We start from the raw sequence: 17,580 nt of genomic DNA, 5'->3' as shown, positions 1-17,580 counted from the left end.
AACTATCTATAACGGGTTATAATAAAAGTAAATGTAGGAGGATGTGTATGAAGAGAAAACTTCTTATTGCGGTGTCAGGAATGGCGCTTGCTACTATACTCAGTGCTTGCACGGCGAAGGAAGAAAGTCAGACTGCCAAAGGCCCCACTAGTACTGATAGTGCAGAAACGATTTACCAACAAAGCTGTGCAAGTTGTCATGGAACAAATTTAGAAGGAAAACTAGGACCAGCTCTGCAAAAAGCAGGCGGTGAATTTAGCCAAGCACAAATTGAAAAGATCATAGAAAAAGGACGAGGCTCCATGCCAGCGGGTATCATTCCGAAAGAAGATGCAACAAAAGTGGCAGAGTGGCTTTCGCAGAAAAAATGACTCAAAAGGGCTACCTTTTGAGTCTTCTTCCTCCAGAATATAACAAACCAGCTTTCCTACTATTATTCTCCCTTGTATTCCCATAGAATTCCTATTCCATATATTTTACAATGATAAGGACGTCTCGGTAGGAAGTGTTTACGATTTGCATAGACTTCTGTAACAGAACTGTAATCGAATTGTAGCGTCAAATGAAAAACAATGATGATACAATGTAGAACGAAACGAAACAGTTAGAATTAATGTAGATATTTGTTAGATCCGGTTGTATTTTAAGAAAGAATGTCGAATAAGACAAATTCATTAATTGGGTGATACATGATGATAACAATGAACAATGTGTATAAAACGTATCCAAACGGTGTAGAAGCTGTGAGTGGGATATCCGTTAAAATTAAGCAAGGTGAGTTTGTGTACGTCGTTGGTCCAAGTGGGGCTGGTAAATCGACGTTCACGAAAATGATGTATAGTGAAGTAAAGCCAACGTCAGGTTCGATTAATGTAAACGGCATCGCATTAGAAGGTCTACATAGCAATGATGTGCCGTATTTCCGTCGCCAAATCGGCGTTATCTTTCAAAACTTCCGTCTTTTACCTAAGATGACAGTGAGCGAAAATGTCGCATTTGCCTTAGAGGTAATTGAAGAAGAACGGGAAGTAATTGCAGAGCGCGTAGCAGAAGTATTAAAGCTTGTTGGGCTCGAAGACAAAGCTGATTCCCTTCCAAATCAACTGTCAGGAGGCGAACAACAACGTGTAGCAATTGCACGTGCGATTGTAAATAAGCCAAAGGTTGTCATTGCGGATGAACCGACAGGAAACTTAGATATAGATACAGCTTGGGAAATTATGGATATATTTAAAGAGGTAAATCATCAAGGTACAACAATCATTATGGCAACACATAATTCCGAAATTGTGGATACCATTCGCCACCGCGTTATCGCAATTGACAATGGAAAAATTTTACGAGATGAAATTCAGGGAGGGTACGGTTATGAAAGCTAAAACCTTTGCCCGTCACGTACGAGAAGGCGGAAAGAGTCTAACGCGTAATGGCTGGATGACATTTGCATCAGTCAGTGCAGTTACCATTACATTGCTGCTAGTAGGCGTATTTTTGGCAGTTATTATGAACTTAAATCACTTCGCTTCTAAGGTAGAAAAAGACGTAGAAATTCGTGTTCATATTGATCCGGCTGCTTCAAAAGATAATCAAGCTTCGTTAAAAGCAGACATTCAAAAAATATCACAAATAGATACCCTTACATTCTCTTCTAAAGAAGAAGAACTACAACGTGTCATTAAAAGCTTCGGCGATAGCGGGAAATCATTCCAACTGTTTGAACAAGATAATCCGCTTAAGGACGTTTTTATAATTAAAACGAAAAATCCGACAGATACAGGTCAAGTCGCAGCACAAATCGAAAAAATGCAATATGTTAGCAATGTACAGTACGGAAAAGGCGATGTTGAAAAACTATTTAACACGGTCAAAATTGGTCGTAACATCGGTATTGTGTTAATTGCCGGTTTATTATTTACAGCCATGTTCTTAATCTCAAATACAATTAAAATTACAATCTATGCAAGAAGTACAGAAATCGGAATTATGAAACTAGTAGGTGCAACAGATTGGTTTATCCGTTGGCCATTCCTATTAGAAGGTTTATTCTTAGGTGTGCTAGGTTCCTTGATTCCAATTGTACTTATCGTATCGGCATACGGATCGATTCAATCGATGTTACAGCAAAAATTGGTTGGTACAATTTTTGAATTGCTACCATCAAGCCCGTTTGTATTCCAATTAGCAGGGGTGTTAATCCTAATTGGTTCCCTAATTGGTATGTGGGGAAGTGTCATGTCTATTCGCAAGTTTTTACGCGTATAAGAAGAAATAGTTGCAAACATAATTCGTACAAGCATATCATATAGTAGAAGTAAGTAAGGCATCACACTGGTAGTGTGATGCTTTTTCAGTACATAATTACGATGTGTGAAAGGAGCATTCCGTATTGAAACGTAAAATAGCGATAATTTGGATTGTAGCGTCATTTCTAGTCGGTGCGGGTAGCATGTATGCAGGAATGCAATATACATTTAGTAAAACGTATGGCGGCATACTTGCAAGTAAATCGAATTCCCCAACACGAGAAGGAGATATACAAAAAATTCAGCAAGCTTACGATTTAATCGACTCTCGCTACGTCAGCAATGTTGATAAAACAAAGCTAGTTGAAGGAGCCATTCAAGGAATGATTTCAACGCTGAAGGATCCATATTCCACTTATATGGATAAAAACACAGCCAATCAATTTGTTCAGTCCTTAGATTCATCCCTAGACGGAATTGGGGCTGAGGTGAATAAAGTCGATAATAAGCTAATCATCGTATCACCTATTAAGGATTCACCAGCAGAAAAAGCAGGAATCAAGCCAAATGATGAAATTCTATCAGTAGATGGAGAAAGTGTAAAAGATAAAACACGTGAAGAAGCCGTATTAAAAATTCGCGGCAAAAAAGGCACAATTGTTACATTAGCGATTAAACGTGCGAATGTGGACACACCTATTACATTTAAAATTACGCGAGATACGATTCCACTTTTAACTGTATCAAGCTCGGTCAAAACAGAAAATAGTAAAAATATCGGATACATTCAAATTACATCTTTCTCTGAAAACACAGCGAAGGAATTTAAGGATAATCTAACAGATCTCGAAAAGAAAAACATAAATGGTCTTGTCATTGATGTACGCGGCAATCCAGGTGGATATTTAAATAGTGTAGAGGACATATTGAAGCTATTTGTTACAGATAAAAAGCCAATTGTACAAGTAGAAGATCGTAACGGACAACGTCAAAAAACGTTTTCGCAGCTGAAGGAACGTAAACCGTATCCAATCGCTGTACTCGTTGATAACGGCAGTGCATCGGCCTCTGAAATTTTAGCAGGAGGTTTAAAGGAAGCAGAAGGCTATCCACTTGTTGGGGTAAAAACATTCGGTAAAGGGACTGTGCAGCAAGCCGTTCCGCTTCCAGATGGCAGCAACATAAAGCTTACGATGTTTAAATGGTTAACACCAGACGGAAATTGGATTCATACTAAAGGAATTGATCCAACCGTCGAAATTAAACAGCCAGACTATTATTACGCAACACCTATTCAATTCCAAAATGCATTATCCTATAACATGAACAACGACCAAGTAAAAAGTGCACAAGCTTTACTAAAGGATCTTGGCTTCGAACCAGGCCGCACTGACGGTTATTTCAGCCAAGAAACAGAAACAGCCGTAAAGGCATTCCAACAAAGCAGCAACATGGATCAAACCGGCATCATCGATCAAAAAACAGCCGATGCGCTCCAAAATAAGATTGTAGACAAAATCCGCTCCGGCACAAACGACCTGCAAATGCAAGCAGCACTAAAGCTTGTAGCGAAATAAGGAAGGAAATATATCAATCTTTGACCACTGAAAACGTACCATGTTTCAGTGGTCTTTTTCATGAGTAGAGAGGGGATAGAGTCTGCAGATGTTGGAAATGAGAGAGGGTGGGAATAAAAGAGGGAGGATTGAGCCCATAGATGGTGGAAGCGAGAGATGACGGGAACAAAAGAGAGGGGATAGAACCCGTAGATGGTGGAAAAGAGAGATGGCGGGAACAAAAGAGGAAGGATTGAGCCCATCAGCAGGTGAAAAGCAGAGAGGCGGGAACAAAAAAGAGAGGATTGAGCCCGTAAGCAGGTGAAAAGTGGAGATGGCGGGAATAAAAGAGAGAGGATTGAGCCTGTAAGCAGGTGAAAAGCAGAGAGGCGGGAATAAAAGAGCAAGGATTGTGCTTCCCGCAGTGCGTCGACTATTCTTCACTGCTACGATTACTTTTTTTTTTCATAGAAACCGAAATAGAAAGCTTATATGATAATATTAAGAGGTACATCTTATACAGAAATATAAAGTAAGATTAGGGGGGATATAATGGAACCTTGGCTTTTTGAATTAGTACGAGCAATCGGACGATTTTTTCTACATCCTGTCCTATACATAAGCATAATCAGTATTATTTTTGCCGGATATTGGCGTGTTCGACAAGAACGAAAGGACTTTTCTATTAAAATTTATAACGCTATGTATGAGCTGCCTACCTCCTTATTTGCGGGAATCACAATCGGAATCCTGCTATCAGTAGTACTAACCGGCGTAGGTCTTGTACTACCGAAAATGGGTCTAGCTGCTATTGCATTGTGGACCATTTTATTTGCGATTACCTTTCAGTACCGCTACTTATCAGCTGCTTACAGTGTAGGGATTGCAATGCTACTATTCTTGTTTCCTAATGTTTTAACAAAAGTGGGCGAGGTTGTACCGTTTCTTACAGATGTGAAGGGAAACTATTTACCTAGTCTAGCTATTCTTCTGGCACTTTTACTTTTTACAGAAGGTCATTTCATTATGAAGTATTCTTCGTCCTCAACACCGCGCCTTTTAAAGGCAAAACGAGGTCTATTGATTGGTATGCATCGTAGCAAACGTCTATGGATCGTACCTCTATTCGTTCTCATTCCAGGTGATGGCATTCAATCGTTCCTTTCCTGGTGGCCGGTTATTTCGGTTGATACACACACATTTTCACTCTTTCTTATTCCCTTTACAATCGGATTTTCGATTAAGGTGAAAGGAATGCTGCCTAGCCAATCTATTATGTATACAGGAAGACAAGTCACATTGCTTAGTTTTCTTGTACTCGCACTTGCTATTGCAAGCATCTGGCTTCCTGGCCTCGCAGTAGCAGCAGCAGGAATTGCTATACTCGGCCGCATAAGCATCGCGATTCGTGAGAAAATTGAGGATGAAAAACCAATTCCATATTTTTCTCAGAAAACAAATGGATTGATTATTCTAGATATTTTACCAAACTCAGTAGGAATCGAAATGGGCTTGCGGGTAGGGGAAATCATTACGAAAGTAAACGGCATGAATCCTACCTCTCTCCGAGAATTCTACAGTGCGCTCCAACGTAACACGGCAGGAGCATTTTGTAAAATGGAAGTCATTGATACGAACGGAGAACTACGTCTCGTGCAGCATGCTATATATGCAGGAGATCACCATGAACTCGGTATTGTATTCGTGCAGCGTGAAACCGATTGGGGTATTGAGGTTGGATAGTGTGTATAACTTTGCATGAGAAGTAAAGGTTAAGACAGACTATAGCTTTGATAAAGCTCGGCTTAAACAAGTCGAGCTTGTTTTATTATGCTTAATATAAATATGATATTCATCTTTGGCTCCTTGTATATCGCGGTTTCATAATGCAGATGTACGTAATCTTTTTGATGAAAAATTGTAAAATGATTTTTTTTAAATAAAAACTATTTTTATTTGAACTTTTCTAGATAATATTAAGTCCCTTTATGAAGAAGTAATATGAAAGAAAAGGAAGGAATCATTAATCAAGGAAAGCTTAAATTAAAAATACATAGAGTAGGAGTAAATAAAAATGAATTATCAATTATTTCAAATGATAAACCAGTGGGCAGGGCACTTTAAATGGCTTGATTGGATTATGGTTTTTGTTGCAGATAATGCCCAAATTATTTCTGTAATGATTATCGTACTAATGTGGTTTAGCAGTATGAAAACAGAAATCCGAGAAAAAAATCAGCGTACTGCTATCTATACAGCAATGGCTGCAGCAATTGCTTTGTTCTGTAATCTAATCATTAATCAGGTTTATTGGCATCCACGTCCGTTTGTAGATCATCAGGTACACCAGTTGATTCCTCATTTAGCTACAGAGTCTTCCTTTGCCAGTGATCATACCATTTTAGCGTTTTCGGTTGCCTTCATGATGTTGATGCGCACGACAAGATGGAGAGGTATTGTTCTATTTTTTGCGGTTTTAACTGCAGTATCAAGAGTGTTTGTAGGTGTGCATTATCCTGCTGATGTAATCGGTGGGGCCGTTATAGCTTATATAGCAAGTATGTTGGTAATTCGATTAGCCAAGTTTAAGTGGATGGAGCTACTTGTTCAATTTGTATTTTGGGTTTACGCAAAATTAGCTTCTCGATTACCCTTCTTTTCCAAATACATTCATAAAAGAATATAAGTGTTTTAAGAAAAACACAAAAACAAGTTTGGTTTAATAAATTCCTTCATTACTGCAACGAAGCGATTTATTTTATAATGTAAGAATACAAAAGATCAACCAGAATTCTGGTTGATCTTTTGTTTATCCCGACTTTTTGATACAAATGGAATTCTCATCAAAAATGAAATGGATAGTTATTTTACAGCGGTCTCTTGCTGTACAGCTTGTTTGAGAACAGCCCCTAAGCGTTTCATGCCTTCCACAATTCTATCTTCTGGCATGTTCGAATAGTTCAAGCGGAAGGTGTTTTTCTTAGGATTATTTGGGAAGAATGATCCGCCTGGAACAAAGGCTACGTTATTATTGATGCATTCTACAAAAAGTTCATCTGTGTTAATGTGAGAAGGAAGTTCTACCCATATGAACAAACCACCTTCTGGCGAGCTATGTTTAACTTGGCTAGGGAAGAAATCATTGATACATTGCATCATGATTTCACGGCGAGCACGATATACAGCTTTTATTTTCTGAATATGCGCTTCTAGGTCAAAGAGTTCGATATATTTTGCCGTGATTCGTTGGGCGAAGCTGTCTGTATGCAAATCAGCAGATTGTTTGAATGAAACATATTTCTCAATGAAGGATGGGTTTGCACAAATCCATCCAAGACGAAGCCCAGGGGCAAGAATTTTAGAGAAGGTACTTAAATAAATGACACGACCTTCTGTATCAAACTGTTTAAGCGGCGGTAAGGCTTCTCCTGCAAATCGAACTGCACCATACGGATTGTCCTCGACGATGATAATGTTATACTTGTTTGCAAGTTCAATCATTTTTTTACGACGTTCTAGCTTCATCGTACGGCCTGTTGGATTTTGAAAGTCTGGAATAGTGTAAATGAATTTCGCATTTGGATGTGTTTGAAGCGCTGTTTCTAGTTCTTCCATAATCATACCATCTGCATCCATCGCTACTTCTACAAAGTTTGCATTGTACACTTTAAAGGCATTGATTGCTGCTAAATACGTAGGGCTCTCACAGATAACGGTATCGCCTTCATCTAGAAACAGCTTCCCTGTTAAATCAAGGCCTTGCTGCGAGCCACCTGTAATTATTATGTTATCAATCGTCGAATCGATGCCGATTGCTTCCTGTCTTTCCACAATTGCTTGTCGTAACGGGATATACCCCTCAGTCGTGCTATATTGTAAGGCTTGGGCCCCAGATTCAGTTAACACGGCTTCACAAGCAATCTTAATTTCTTCCACGGGGAAAAGTTCAGGTGCAGGAAGACCACCAGCAAACGAAATTACTTCTGGTTTTTCTGTTACCTTTAAAATTTCACGGATTTCGGAAGCTACCACATGTTTTGTACGTTCTGAAAATTTTTCTTCCATCAACATAATCAACCTTCCTTTATTCTGTAGTTTGTTTAAATAGATAGATAGTAGGATTGATCTGCCCTCTTTTTATATCACCAGGAATGCTTTTTATAAAACAGAAATTTCTGATAATTTTTTTCGCAGAGGTAGTTCCTGCTCTTTGTAAATCTGTCACAGACTCTTTACTGTATGACACTATCATTTTTCATATAATTACGATGAAAATATATATATTATATAATACCTTCGTCCAATAAGGCAATAAAAATTTAATATATTCTGATTATTGGAGAAGTTAACATTTTCTTAATGAATATTCACTTATATCAGATTATCTTAGTGTGATATCGTTTTATTGATATTTGATAAAGGAACGTGATGTTCCATACATAGTAAAAAAGAACGTAGGAGAGAAGATATGGACAAGAACGAAAAGGGGAAACTTTCGTTAATTCTGGAAGTGCTATTGGTTTCTACAAAGCTAGGGCTTACTTCGTTTGGAGGTCCTATTGCCCATCTAGGATATTTCAGAGAGGAATATGTAAAACGCCGCAAGTGGCTAGATGAGAAAACGTATGCAGACTTGGTTGCATTGTGTCAATTCTTACCTGGCCCTGCTAGCAGTCAAGTAGGAATGGGTATTGGATTTATTCGGGCAGGGTTCATAGGTGCTGTTTGTTCTTGGATCGGATTTACCCTTCCATCTGTCATTGCGCTTGTGTTATTTGCCTATTTTCTGAAAGGAACAACGGTTAGCGACGCAGGTTGGCTCCACGGTTTATTGGTTGTGGCAGTGGCGGTAGTAGCGCAAGCAGTATGGGGTATGGCAAAAAAATCAGCATCGGATCGCCCGCGTGCCACGATTGCCATAGTAGCTGCTATGTTAACCTTATTGATTCCAAGCGTGTTCAGTCAAGTTGGTATTATCCTAGTAGCTGGCCTACTCGGATGGTTTTTATTTCAAAGTACTGCGGATGAGAAGCCTGTATTGCTTTCTATATCGTTTAATAAAAAGGTAGCTAGCATTCTTTTAACTTTGTTTTTTGTATTGTTAGGCGTACTTCCTATTGTAAGACAGGTTATCCATTCAGACCTTTTCGCTTTATTTGATAGTTTTTACCGCTCAGGTGCTTTGGTATTCGGTGGAGGACATGTTGTGCTTCCTTTATTACAAGCAGAAGTGGTGCCAGGATGGTTGTCAGCAGATCAATTTCTAGCTGGATACGGAGCAACGCAGGCAGTTCCAGGACCGTTGTTTACATTTGCATCGTATATAGGTATGGCTAGCTTCGGCTGGAAAGGCGCGATTGTAGCAACCATTGCAATTTTTCTTCCGTCCTTTTTATTAGTTATCGGGGCTCTTCCCTTTTGGAATTGGTTACGGCAGCATCCCCGTTTTCAAGCAGCACTGTATGGCGTTAATGCTGCTGTTGTGGGGATTTTACTTGCTGCACTGTACAATCCAATCTGGACGAGTGCAATCAAAACTCCTGTTGATTTTTGCCTAGCATTAGCGGCCTTCGGTTTACTAACAGTCTGGAAGTGTCCGCCATGGATTGTCGTTGTATGTTCTGCAGCAGCATTTGCGCTTCTTTCCTTACTGTAAAAGAGATATGTACTCTTTTTGAACAGATAGAAACTGCACAATTTCTGCATAATGTTGGTATATAATGAAGTTGTAGAAAGGAGATGATTCTACAATGATGGGATATAGAGGATATGGATATAATCCTTGCCTTGAAGGTTTTGGAGGCTATGGAGGGAGTTGGGTCATGATGGGTATCATGTTTCTATTCTTAGTTATTTTGGTTGTCATATTTGTAGTAGGATTCAAGAATATGCAAAAAACGTGGAAACTTCCAAATAACGAAACAAACGCAATTGACATTTTAAAAGAAAGATTAGCAAAAGGTGAAATCACAGAAGAAGAGTATGATCGACTTCAACAAAAATTAAAATAACATTTATATAAACCCCAATATTCATGTGAATATTGGGGTTTTCATAAATTGGAAACGGATTAGCACATCATACCTTTCTCAGTTTCCCTTGCTTCCTCAATAAACATTTTGGTTGCATAGGATCGTTGGTTTGGATGAAATCACCTCAATACTATGAATAAAATTAATTTTACTCATAATATATCATTCGTTTACTATGTAATGTAGAAAGAGAAATTTAAGGATTATACAGTTAGCTGAGAGGATGATAGGTGTGTCTGTTAAATCGCTTAGTGTTTTGTTATTGCTTTCAAGTCTTTGGGGAGCTTCCTTTATATTTATGAGAATAGCTTCACCTGTGTTAGGACCTTTTTTTCTAATAGAATGCCGAGTAGGGATTGCAGCTTTATTTTTACTTCTTTATGCTTTGTTGTTTAAACAACAAATACATATTAAAACAAAATGGAAGCAATATTTAATTTTAGGTGCAATCAATGCGGCTATTCCTTTCGTCCTCATTGCAACAGCTGAATTATATCTTACTTCTTCGCTTGCTGCTATTATCAATGCTACAACTCCTTTGTTTACGGTAATCGTATCTATTTTATGGATGAAGGAGCAAACGAGTATGCGTACCTATTTAAGCATTGGAATGGGATGCTTAGGAGTCATTATTTTAGTAGGGTGGAGTCCACTTTCTTTAAGCGGAGCTATCCTAGGATCAATCATTGCATCGTGTCTGGCAGCCTTCTCTTATGGATTTGGCGGAGTGTACAGTAAGCTTGCCTTCAAGGAAGCAAGTACCTTAGAATTAGCAATTGGACAACAACTTGGAGCAAGTGTTGTATTACTACCCATCTCCTTGTTTTTCCTACCAAACCGCCTCCCAAGCTCTTCGGTTATTTTTTCCGTATTCGCGTTAGCCATTTTTTGTACCGCTATTGGCTATCTTCTTTTCTTTTATCTGATCAAAAACGTAGGTCCAACGAAAACATCGAGTGTTACCTTCTTAGTACCGGTCTTTGGAATCTTATGGGGCGTGACATTCTTACAGGAATCTACGAATATCAGTATGTTTGTCGGCTTGCTTGTCATTTTAGCTAGTATACTTTTAGAATCGAAGAAGAAGGGGAAGGTTGTCGTACGAAAGGCGTTGCAGAAGAATGTATGACATGGATTGCAACCTGCTTGGATAGAGAGTACGGGTATGTGTATTCTTTATGAACATACAGAGCTTGTGTAATATGTGCAATGAATGGGTATATAATAGAAATGTAGGAAGGAGATGATTTTGCTATGATGGGATACGGAGTTCATCCATTCTATGGGAATGGAGGCGGCTTGATGATGCTTGGTATGCTTCTATTCTTGGTTGTCTTACTTATCTTAGTTTTTCTAGGATTCAAAGCTATGCAAAAAACAGTAAACCCTCCTAACAATCAAACAAATGTAGTAGATATTCTAAAAGAAAGATTAGCAAAAGGTGAAATTACAGAAGAAGAGTACGATCGACTTTTTCTGAAATTAAAATAATAGATTATGGAAAACTCACAGGGTGGAGATGACTCTGTGAGTTTTTGTGTTGTAAAGGAGAATAAGGTAGCGGCTGAGCATGAGGGAATAAAGGCGGTCCCCCTCCAGTTAACGGCGGAATAAGAGGAAATAACGGCGACTTTCCTGCGTTTAACGGCGGAACAACGAATTGAGGAGGAAAAAGGGGCAGGACCGAGCAAAATAAAGGCGGCTCTCCTCCAGTTAACGGCGGAACAAGAAGAAATAACGGCGACTTTTCTGCATTTAATGGCGGAACAACGAATTGAGGAGGAAAAAGGGGCAGGACCGAGAAAAATAAAGGCGGTTTCCCTGCGTTTAACGGCGGAACAAGAAGAAGTAACGGCGATTTCCCTGCATTTAACGGCGGAACAACAAATTGAATAGGAAAAAAATAGACCGAATAAGGGAGAGGGTTCCACCTGAAACAAATTACAAATCTTCCTTTTATCTTCAGGTTGAAACCGTATATACTACACTCATACTAATACAAAAATAGAAGTCGTGGTGATTAGATGAATGCATCAATTAAGCCAAAGAAAAAACGCCTTTTTTCCATGAATCCAATCATTCTTGTCCTTGGATTTGTGAGTTTGTTTACGGATCTTTCTAGCAATATGATTGTACCGATTTTACCGTTGTATCTTACGGCTGTGCTGCATGTGAATGTAAGTTCGATTGGGATCATTGAGGGAATTGCCGAAAGTACGGCTAGTATTTTAAAATTATTTTCTGGGTGGTTAACGGATCGTTTAGGGAAACGAAAGCTGCTGTTGTTTCTTGGCTATGGTTTGTCCAATTTGACAAAGCCATTTTTTGCGCTGAGCGGTTCGTGGAGCCAAGTGTTATTCGTTCGTTTTTCCGATCGCTTTGGGAAGGGAATTCGGACGTCTCCGCGGGATGCCCTCCTTGCCGATTCGACTACGAAAGAAGAGCGAGGGAAGGCGTTTGGATTTCGTCGTGCGATGGATGCACTCGGGGCGGCACTTGGACCATTGGTGGCCTTTGCAATCCTTGCCATGTATGCAGGAAACTATCGCCTCGTGTTCTGGTTATCAGCGATTCCGGGTATTCTAGCAGTCGTTCTCATCCTCTTATTTATAAAAGAAAAGCCAATGAGCCGGGAAAAACGAGCAAGCCTTCCGAAATTCGGTTGGAAAAACCTAGATCGCCGCTTTATTTGGTTTACGGTTATCTATACGCTCTTTACGGTTGGAAATTTTTCCGATGCGTTTCTCGCTTTGCGGGCTCAAGATGTCGGGATGCTGCCAGCACTGATTCCACTTGCGTTTTTCGCATTTAACTTAAGCACCAGTATCTTTTCGATGCCAATTGGGATGTTATCAGACCGAATTGGTCGCAGGCCCGTTCTTATTTCTGGGTTCTTTCTATTTGCGATCATTTACTTTGGATTCGGCATAATAAAAAGTATCACGGGAATATGGATTTTGTTTTTACTATACGGTCTATATTACGCCTTTACGGAAGGAATTCAAAAAGCATATATTGCTGATTTAGTTCCTGCGGGCCAAAGAGGCACAGCGATGGGTACGTTCAATGCAATGACAGGACTCGCTGCCTTGCCTGCAAGTATTCTTGCCGGCTTTCTTTGGCAAGCGTTCGGACCAATGGTTGCCTTTAGTACAAGCAGTGTAATTGCAGTAGTAGCGGCACTGCTTATGATTCTGTTACGTATTTGAATTTTCAAGGAGATGTGCTTTGTTCAACGTTATAGTAAAGACGGAACCTTTCCCTACTTGACTGTTCACTGTAACGGTTCCTCCATGAAGTTCAACAATCTCTTTTACAATGGCGAGACCTAATCCATTGCCGCCAGTTGATCTAGTACGCGACTTATCAACTCGATAAAAACGTTCGAAAACATGAGGGAGGTCTTCTACAGGAATTCCTTCTCCCTCGTCTCGAATCTCGATTTGGACATTCGAAGAGTTTTCCACCGCAGTGAGGAAGAGGTTGCTATCTTCCTTTGAATGAGTATAGGCATTGTTTAATAGATTTATGATAACTTGTTCAAATCGTTGTTGATCGATAAGTATCGTTACATCTTTGGGACAAGTGCAAGAAATGTGAATGTGTTTGTCTTTATATACAGGTTGTACTTTTGTTACAATTCGCTCTATGAAATCATGAATGTTCGTTTCACGCTTTTCAATAATAAAATTGTGTTTTTCTAGTTGGGCGAGTTCAAATAAATCTTGTACTAAACTGACTACATGATCTGCTTCGTCTTTTATAATAGCCAGATAGGTTTTCCGTTCTTCCATAGAAAGAGTGTCGCGCATGGCGATATCAGCATATCCTCTTACATATGTTAACGGAGTACGAAGTTCGTGAGCAACGCTTGCTAGAAATTCGTTTCTTTCCTTTTTCATATAATCTAGGTCATTTGCTAACGTTTGAATGGAACGTGCCAGTTCTCCTACTTCATCATTGCTTTTCATAGGTAAGGAAACAGACAAATCCCCTTTGCTCATCCGCTCTGTGGCCATTTTCATCTTAATGAGTGGCTTGGTAAGAATACGTGATAAAAGGAACATGGTGATAACAGTCAACAAAAACGTGATTGCCCCAATTAGTAGAAAGAGGTTGTTCAAGCGAGAAATCATTTCTTTAATGGAATCTGTGCCTAAAAACATGTACACATACCCTTTTATCTCACCTTGAATGAGGATAGGGCTAACGGTACAAATATAATTAGCTGTTTTCCAATGATTTTCTATAACGGTGCCTGTTTGAGGTATTTGCCCCATTCTTTTATACATATGTTCTTGCATGGCAGAGTCTATGTTGTTTGATTTTGCTAATACCTGGCCATCTTTTGAGGCGATGACTACTTTCGTTTCAGCTTCAGACTCCATTAAGGCTACGTGTGCAATGGTTTGGGGATCAAAATATTTCTCTAAAACGTCTCGGTGGCTGTTCCCGCGTGCCAAAAGAGAAGTAACTTCTTCCTCTACTCGTGTATTTACTAGACTCACATACAATAAAATGAACAAGATTAATTCAATGAGAGTAACGCATGCTAAAAAATAAAAGCCTAATTTTATAGATATATGCTTCATAGGTTCACAATCCTTGTGTCTTAAAATTTTCCTTCCTTTGACCAACGATAGCCAACACCATATATTGTTTTCAAATGCTGGTCTACTGAAAATCCTGCTTTTCGTAATTTATCTCTTACATTTCGTATATGAGAATCCACCGTGCGTCCTTCCGTATCTGATTCATTTCCCCAGATTCGTTCTATTAGTTGTTCCCGTGTAAACACATATGCATTGTTATGTAAAAAGAGTCCAAGTAGGGAAAATTCAATCGGAGTTAGCGTTAATTCCTGACCATGAACGGTTGCAAGATGTTTTGATTCATCCCAAATCAAACCGTTACATTCTAGTTTGGGGATCGTATGTACTCTTCGCAGAATTGTTTCCATCCGAGCTAACAATTCATCTTCATGATAGGGCTTTGTCACATAATCATCGGCACCGTGCTTCAGACCTTTAATCACATCCAAGGTTTGACTGCGTGCTGTCACCATAATGATCGGTACGCTGCTATATTCACGAATCCGTCTGCATGTTTCCCAACCGTCCATCTCTGACATCATCACGTCCAACAACACTAATTGAAAAGATCTATTTTCCAGTAAGGAAAGGGCCTGTTGACCGGAAGTTGCTTTTATACAATTGTATCCTCTGGGCGTTAAATATAGCGACAATAAATCTAGCATACGAGGTTCATCGTCTATAAGTAATACATCAATCATATCCTACTCTCCTATTCTCGTTTTATCTTCCTTCTAGTGTACTGTAACATTATGCAGAAAGTTTGCACGTGTTTCCACAGTGTGTATATGGTTTCTCCATAATTTCTCGAAATTGTTTTTATATAATACATATAACATAGTAGAAGGAGTGAATGTTGTGAAAAAGGTATTGTTATCGATCGTTATTCTTGCTGCCATTTCTCTCGCTACGGCATGTTCTGCAGGGAAAGTAAATGATACGACAGCGAAAACAGAAACCACTACCCAGCCTTTGCAAGTAATCAACAGCTCGACCGTTACGCTTGTTGCTAAGGAAGAACAGCAAAAATTAAGCAATGGAGTGGTTGTTCCGGTTTGGACATTTAACGGTTCTGCTCCTGGTCCTGAAATCCGCGTAAAAAAAGGAGAAACGGTCAAAATCACATTAAAAAATGAGTTATCTGCTCCTGTTTCAATCCATTGGCATGGGTATCCTGTTCCAAACAATATGGACGGAATTCCAGGAGTGACACAAGATGCAGTCGCACCAGGAAAAAGCTTTACGTATGAGTTTGTTGCAGACAAGCCAGGGACGTACTGGTACCATTCCCATCAAGACTCTGTAAATCAATTGGACCGTGGGCTATACGGATCATTGATCGTGGAAGATCCTGCTCAAACGTACGATAAAGATTTTACGTTAATGCTAGATGAATGGACAACCAATAAACAAATAATAGATGACCAAATAAAAACGATGACAGGCTCTGCAAAAAATGATACGAACAATTCAGGTAGCATGAATAATAATAATATGGGCGGTATGAATCATAGCGGCATGAACATGGGGACTACTAATTCCAAAAGTTCAGGTGGTATGAACATGATGGGCGATAACATGTTAAGTATGTATGACTTGTTTACCATCAATGGGAAAAGTGGAGATTTAATAAAACCGCTGCAAGTGAAACAAGGAGATAAGGTTCGCGTGCGTTTGATTAATGCAGGTTACTTATCTCATTACATTCATATTCATGGCCATGAAATAAAGGTGATTGCAACGGATGGTCAGCCTGTTAATGATCCGAAAGTATTGAAAGATCAGTTACTTGCTATTGCTCCGGGAGAACGATATGATGTAGAATTTGTCGCGAATAACCCTGGAAAATGGTATATCGAGGATCACAGTGGTAGTAAACAAGCAGAAGGCATGAAGGCTTTGATTGAATATGAAGGCAGTAAGGATAGTACAGATAAAGTGAATACGAATGAGCAGCTTCCGGTACTTAACATTATGAATTACGGAACAAAGAAAGAAGGGAGTTTCACATTAAATCAAAAGTATGATGTTACCTACTCCATGGATTTGAACACAGTGATGAATGGAAACAACATGGCTTATACGATTAACGGCAAGTCTTTTCCAAACACAGATCCGATTCAAGTGAAGAAGGGAGATTTCGTTAAAGTGAAGTTAAAGAATAACTCCATGATGAATGATCATCCTATGCATTTACATGGTCATTACTTCCAACTATTGAGTAAGAATGGGAAACCAATAGAAGGATCACCGATTATGAAAGATACAATTAATTTAAAACCCGGTGAAGAATATGAAGTAGCATTTGTGGCCGATAATCCTGGTGAGTGGATGTTCCACTGTCACGATTTGCATCATGCAGCAGCAGGTATGGTAACTGAATTAAAATATACTGATTTTCAGTCATCGTTTAAACCAGATCCAACCATTGGTAATATGCCAGAGTAAGATAGGATTATAAAGGTATCTAAGTATAATAATAGATAAGTAATATGTACTTTATATAATAAACTTGTGGAAATTATAATCTAAGTTCTCTTTTTTGAGCTTAGATTCTTTTAATTATTAATGATGCATTACTTGGTTATGGTGCAAAGATTCATTTGGATAGAACTGCGGGAAGGTAATAAAAACAGCAAAGATTAAGATAGCACCAACTAAAAGTAAAAGTACGAAGCGTCGATGAATATAGGTTGAAAAGGCCTCAGATAAAAATTGAATCATGCAAGACGTTGTAATGGTAACCGTGAGAAGGATGCCAATCAACTGTAGCGTATGCACTTCTTGCAAATTAAGCATTTCTGCAATCATCGCTCCCATCATACCTGCCATTAATCCAGAAAACATTCCCTCTAAAGCAGAATAAATATGGAATCGTAACCCAATTAGCAGCCCGCCAACGCTGCTAATGAGTATGGAACATAGAGTAGAAGATAATAGATCTCCTTTGAAAAGCATTCCAAAGTAAAATCCGATACTTAATCCAATACTCATGCTAAAGGACATAATAAATACCATATACTCCATTAGGGTACCTTTAGATTTAGAAATATATGTGGTAGCTAAAACACAGATAAAGCAAAGAGCTAAGATTATTGGAATATAGATAGACATTGTAATACCTCCCTGTCCTTTCGTTTGTTTCATCTATATGCGT

General features: G+C 39.0%; 17 protein-coding genes. 13 read left to right on the top strand and 4 right to left on the bottom strand.

Annotated features, from left to right (window positions below):
- Positions 1–47: 47 nt before the first annotated feature.
- From cccB to ACAN53_RS12645, 6 genes are all read left to right on the top strand, one after another.
- Positions 48–371: a cytochrome c551 gene (gene cccB / locus ACAN53_RS12670; protein ID WP_379970482.1), complete on the top strand. Its 324-nt coding sequence runs from the start codon at positions 48–50 to the stop codon at positions 369–371.
- A gap of 321 nt (positions 372–692) precedes the next feature.
- Positions 693–1,379, top strand: a complete 687-nt coding sequence (ftsE, locus tag ACAN53_RS12665) for a cell division ATP-binding protein FtsE (protein WP_379970481.1) — start codon at positions 693–695, stop codon at positions 1,377–1,379.
- Entirely contained in the window at positions 1,369–2,262 is an 894-nt protein-coding gene (ftsX, locus tag ACAN53_RS12660; RefSeq protein ID WP_379970480.1) for a permease-like cell division protein FtsX, read from the top strand. Before ftsE ends, ftsX begins: the two co-directional genes overlap by 11 nt.
- 124 nt (positions 2,263–2,386) lie before the next feature.
- Positions 2,387–3,820: a S41 family peptidase gene (locus ACAN53_RS12655; protein WP_379970479.1), complete on the top strand. Its 1,434-nt coding sequence runs from the start codon at positions 2,387–2,389 to the stop codon at positions 3,818–3,820.
- 531 nt (positions 3,821–4,351) lie between these two features.
- On the top strand, positions 4,352–5,542 hold the full coding sequence (locus tag ACAN53_RS12650) for a PDZ domain-containing protein (protein ID WP_379970478.1): 1,191 nt from the start codon (positions 4,352–4,354) through the stop codon (positions 5,540–5,542).
- Between the two features lie 331 nt (positions 5,543–5,873).
- Positions 5,874–6,485, top strand: a complete 612-nt coding sequence (locus tag ACAN53_RS12645) for an undecaprenyl-diphosphatase (protein ID WP_379970477.1) — start codon at positions 5,874–5,876, stop codon at positions 6,483–6,485.
- Between the two features lie 176 nt (positions 6,486–6,661).
- Here the strand turns inward: ACAN53_RS12645 and ACAN53_RS12640 are convergent, their stop codons facing one another.
- Positions 6,662–7,864, bottom strand: coding sequence for an aminotransferase-like domain-containing protein (locus ACAN53_RS12640; protein ID WP_379970856.1), 1,203 nt, complete (start codon positions 7,862–7,864; stop codon positions 6,662–6,664).
- A gap of 403 nt (positions 7,865–8,267) precedes the next feature.
- Here ACAN53_RS12640 and ACAN53_RS12635 point away from each other — a divergent pair, with 403 nt between their 5' ends.
- From ACAN53_RS12635 to ACAN53_RS12610, 6 genes are all read left to right on the top strand, one after another.
- On the top strand, positions 8,268–9,455 hold the full coding sequence (locus tag ACAN53_RS12635) for a chromate transporter (protein WP_379970476.1): 1,188 nt from the start codon (positions 8,268–8,270) through the stop codon (positions 9,453–9,455).
- Between the two features lie 94 nt (positions 9,456–9,549).
- The gene (locus ACAN53_RS12630; protein WP_379970475.1) at positions 9,550–9,810 is read left to right on the top strand and encodes an SHOCT domain-containing protein; all 261 of its coding nucleotides are present in this window, start codon (positions 9,550–9,552) and stop codon (positions 9,808–9,810) included.
- A 253-nt stretch (positions 9,811–10,063) separates the two neighbouring features.
- Complete coding sequence (locus ACAN53_RS12625; protein ID WP_379970474.1) at positions 10,064–10,960, top strand: DMT family transporter; 897 nt, start codon at positions 10,064–10,066, stop codon at positions 10,958–10,960.
- A gap of 125 nt (positions 10,961–11,085) precedes the next feature.
- Positions 11,086–11,322, top strand: a complete 237-nt coding sequence (locus tag ACAN53_RS12620; RefSeq protein ID WP_379970473.1) for an SHOCT domain-containing protein — start codon at positions 11,086–11,088, stop codon at positions 11,320–11,322.
- A 267-nt stretch (positions 11,323–11,589) separates the two neighbouring features.
- Positions 11,590–11,727 (top strand): hypothetical protein, encoded by a 138-nt coding sequence (locus ACAN53_RS12615; protein WP_379970472.1) that lies wholly within the window; start codon positions 11,590–11,592, stop codon positions 11,725–11,727.
- A gap of 128 nt (positions 11,728–11,855) precedes the next feature.
- Entirely contained in the window at positions 11,856–13,040 is a 1,185-nt protein-coding gene (locus ACAN53_RS12610; protein WP_379970471.1) for an MFS transporter, read from the top strand.
- Here the strand turns inward: ACAN53_RS12610 and ACAN53_RS12605 are convergent.
- Both ACAN53_RS12605 and ACAN53_RS12600 read right to left on the bottom strand, forming a co-directional pair.
- The gene (locus ACAN53_RS12605; protein WP_379970470.1) at positions 13,029–14,423 is read right to left on the bottom strand and encodes a sensor histidine kinase; all 1,395 of its coding nucleotides are present in this window, start codon (positions 14,421–14,423) and stop codon (positions 13,029–13,031) included. The two genes, ACAN53_RS12610 and ACAN53_RS12605, sit on opposite strands and share 12 nt — an antisense overlap.
- Positions 14,424–14,443: 20 nt before the next feature.
- Entirely contained in the window at positions 14,444–15,124 is a 681-nt protein-coding gene (locus tag ACAN53_RS12600) for a response regulator transcription factor (protein ID WP_379970469.1), read from the bottom strand.
- A 157-nt stretch (positions 15,125–15,281) separates the two neighbouring features.
- Here ACAN53_RS12600 and ACAN53_RS12595 point away from each other — a divergent pair, with 157 nt between their 5' ends.
- Entirely contained in the window at positions 15,282–16,871 is a 1,590-nt protein-coding gene (locus ACAN53_RS12595; protein WP_379970468.1) for a multicopper oxidase family protein, read from the top strand.
- Positions 16,872–16,988: 117 nt separating this feature from the next.
- Here ACAN53_RS12595 and ACAN53_RS12590 read toward each other — a convergent pair whose 3' ends face one another.
- On the bottom strand, positions 16,989–17,537 hold the full coding sequence (locus ACAN53_RS12590; protein ID WP_379970467.1) for a hypothetical protein: 549 nt from the start codon (positions 17,535–17,537) through the stop codon (positions 16,989–16,991).
- Between the last annotated feature and the right edge of the window lie 43 nt (positions 17,538–17,580).

Source organism: Ectobacillus soli, from assembly GCF_042610425.1.
Lineage (GTDB): Bacteria > Bacillota > Bacilli > Bacillales > Bacillaceae_G > Ectobacillus.
The sequence above is the reverse complement of the archived record's forward strand: the minus strand, read 5'-3'. Positions and strand labels throughout refer to the sequence as shown.

Coding starts and splice junctions, on each gene's coding strand:
- cccB (WP_379970482.1), top strand. CDS start 48: ATGAAGAGAAAACTTCTTATTGCGGTGTCAGGAATGGCGCTTGCTACT.
- ACAN53_RS12610 (WP_379970471.1), top strand. CDS start 11,856: ATGAATGCATCAATTAAGCCAAAGAAAAAACGCCTTTTTTCCATGAAT.
- ACAN53_RS12620 (WP_379970473.1), top strand. CDS start 11,086: ATGATGGGATACGGAGTTCATCCATTCTATGGGAATGGAGGCGGCTTG.
- ftsE (WP_379970481.1), top strand. CDS start 693: ATGATAACAATGAACAATGTGTATAAAACGTATCCAAACGGTGTAGAA.
- ACAN53_RS12640 (WP_379970856.1), bottom strand. CDS start 7,864: ATGGAAGAAAAATTTTCAGAACGTACAAAACATGTGGTAGCTTCCGAA.
- ACAN53_RS12645 (WP_379970477.1), top strand. CDS start 5,874: ATGAATTATCAATTATTTCAAATGATAAACCAGTGGGCAGGGCACTTT.
- ACAN53_RS12605 (WP_379970470.1), bottom strand. CDS start 14,423: ATGAAGCATATATCTATAAAATTAGGCTTTTATTTTTTAGCATGCGTT.
- ACAN53_RS12615 (WP_379970472.1), top strand. CDS start 11,590: ATGGCGGAACAACGAATTGAGGAGGAAAAAGGGGCAGGACCGAGAAAA.
- ACAN53_RS12590 (WP_379970467.1), bottom strand. CDS start 17,537: ATGTCTATCTATATTCCAATAATCTTAGCTCTTTGCTTTATCTGTGTT.
- ACAN53_RS12635 (WP_379970476.1), top strand. CDS start 8,268: ATGGACAAGAACGAAAAGGGGAAACTTTCGTTAATTCTGGAAGTGCTA.
- ftsX (WP_379970480.1), top strand. CDS start 1,369: ATGAAAGCTAAAACCTTTGCCCGTCACGTACGAGAAGGCGGAAAGAGT.
- ACAN53_RS12630 (WP_379970475.1), top strand. CDS start 9,550: ATGATGGGATATAGAGGATATGGATATAATCCTTGCCTTGAAGGTTTT.
- ACAN53_RS12650 (WP_379970478.1), top strand. CDS start 4,352: ATGGAACCTTGGCTTTTTGAATTAGTACGAGCAATCGGACGATTTTTT.
- ACAN53_RS12600 (WP_379970469.1), bottom strand. CDS start 15,124: ATGATTGATGTATTACTTATAGACGATGAACCTCGTATGCTAGATTTA.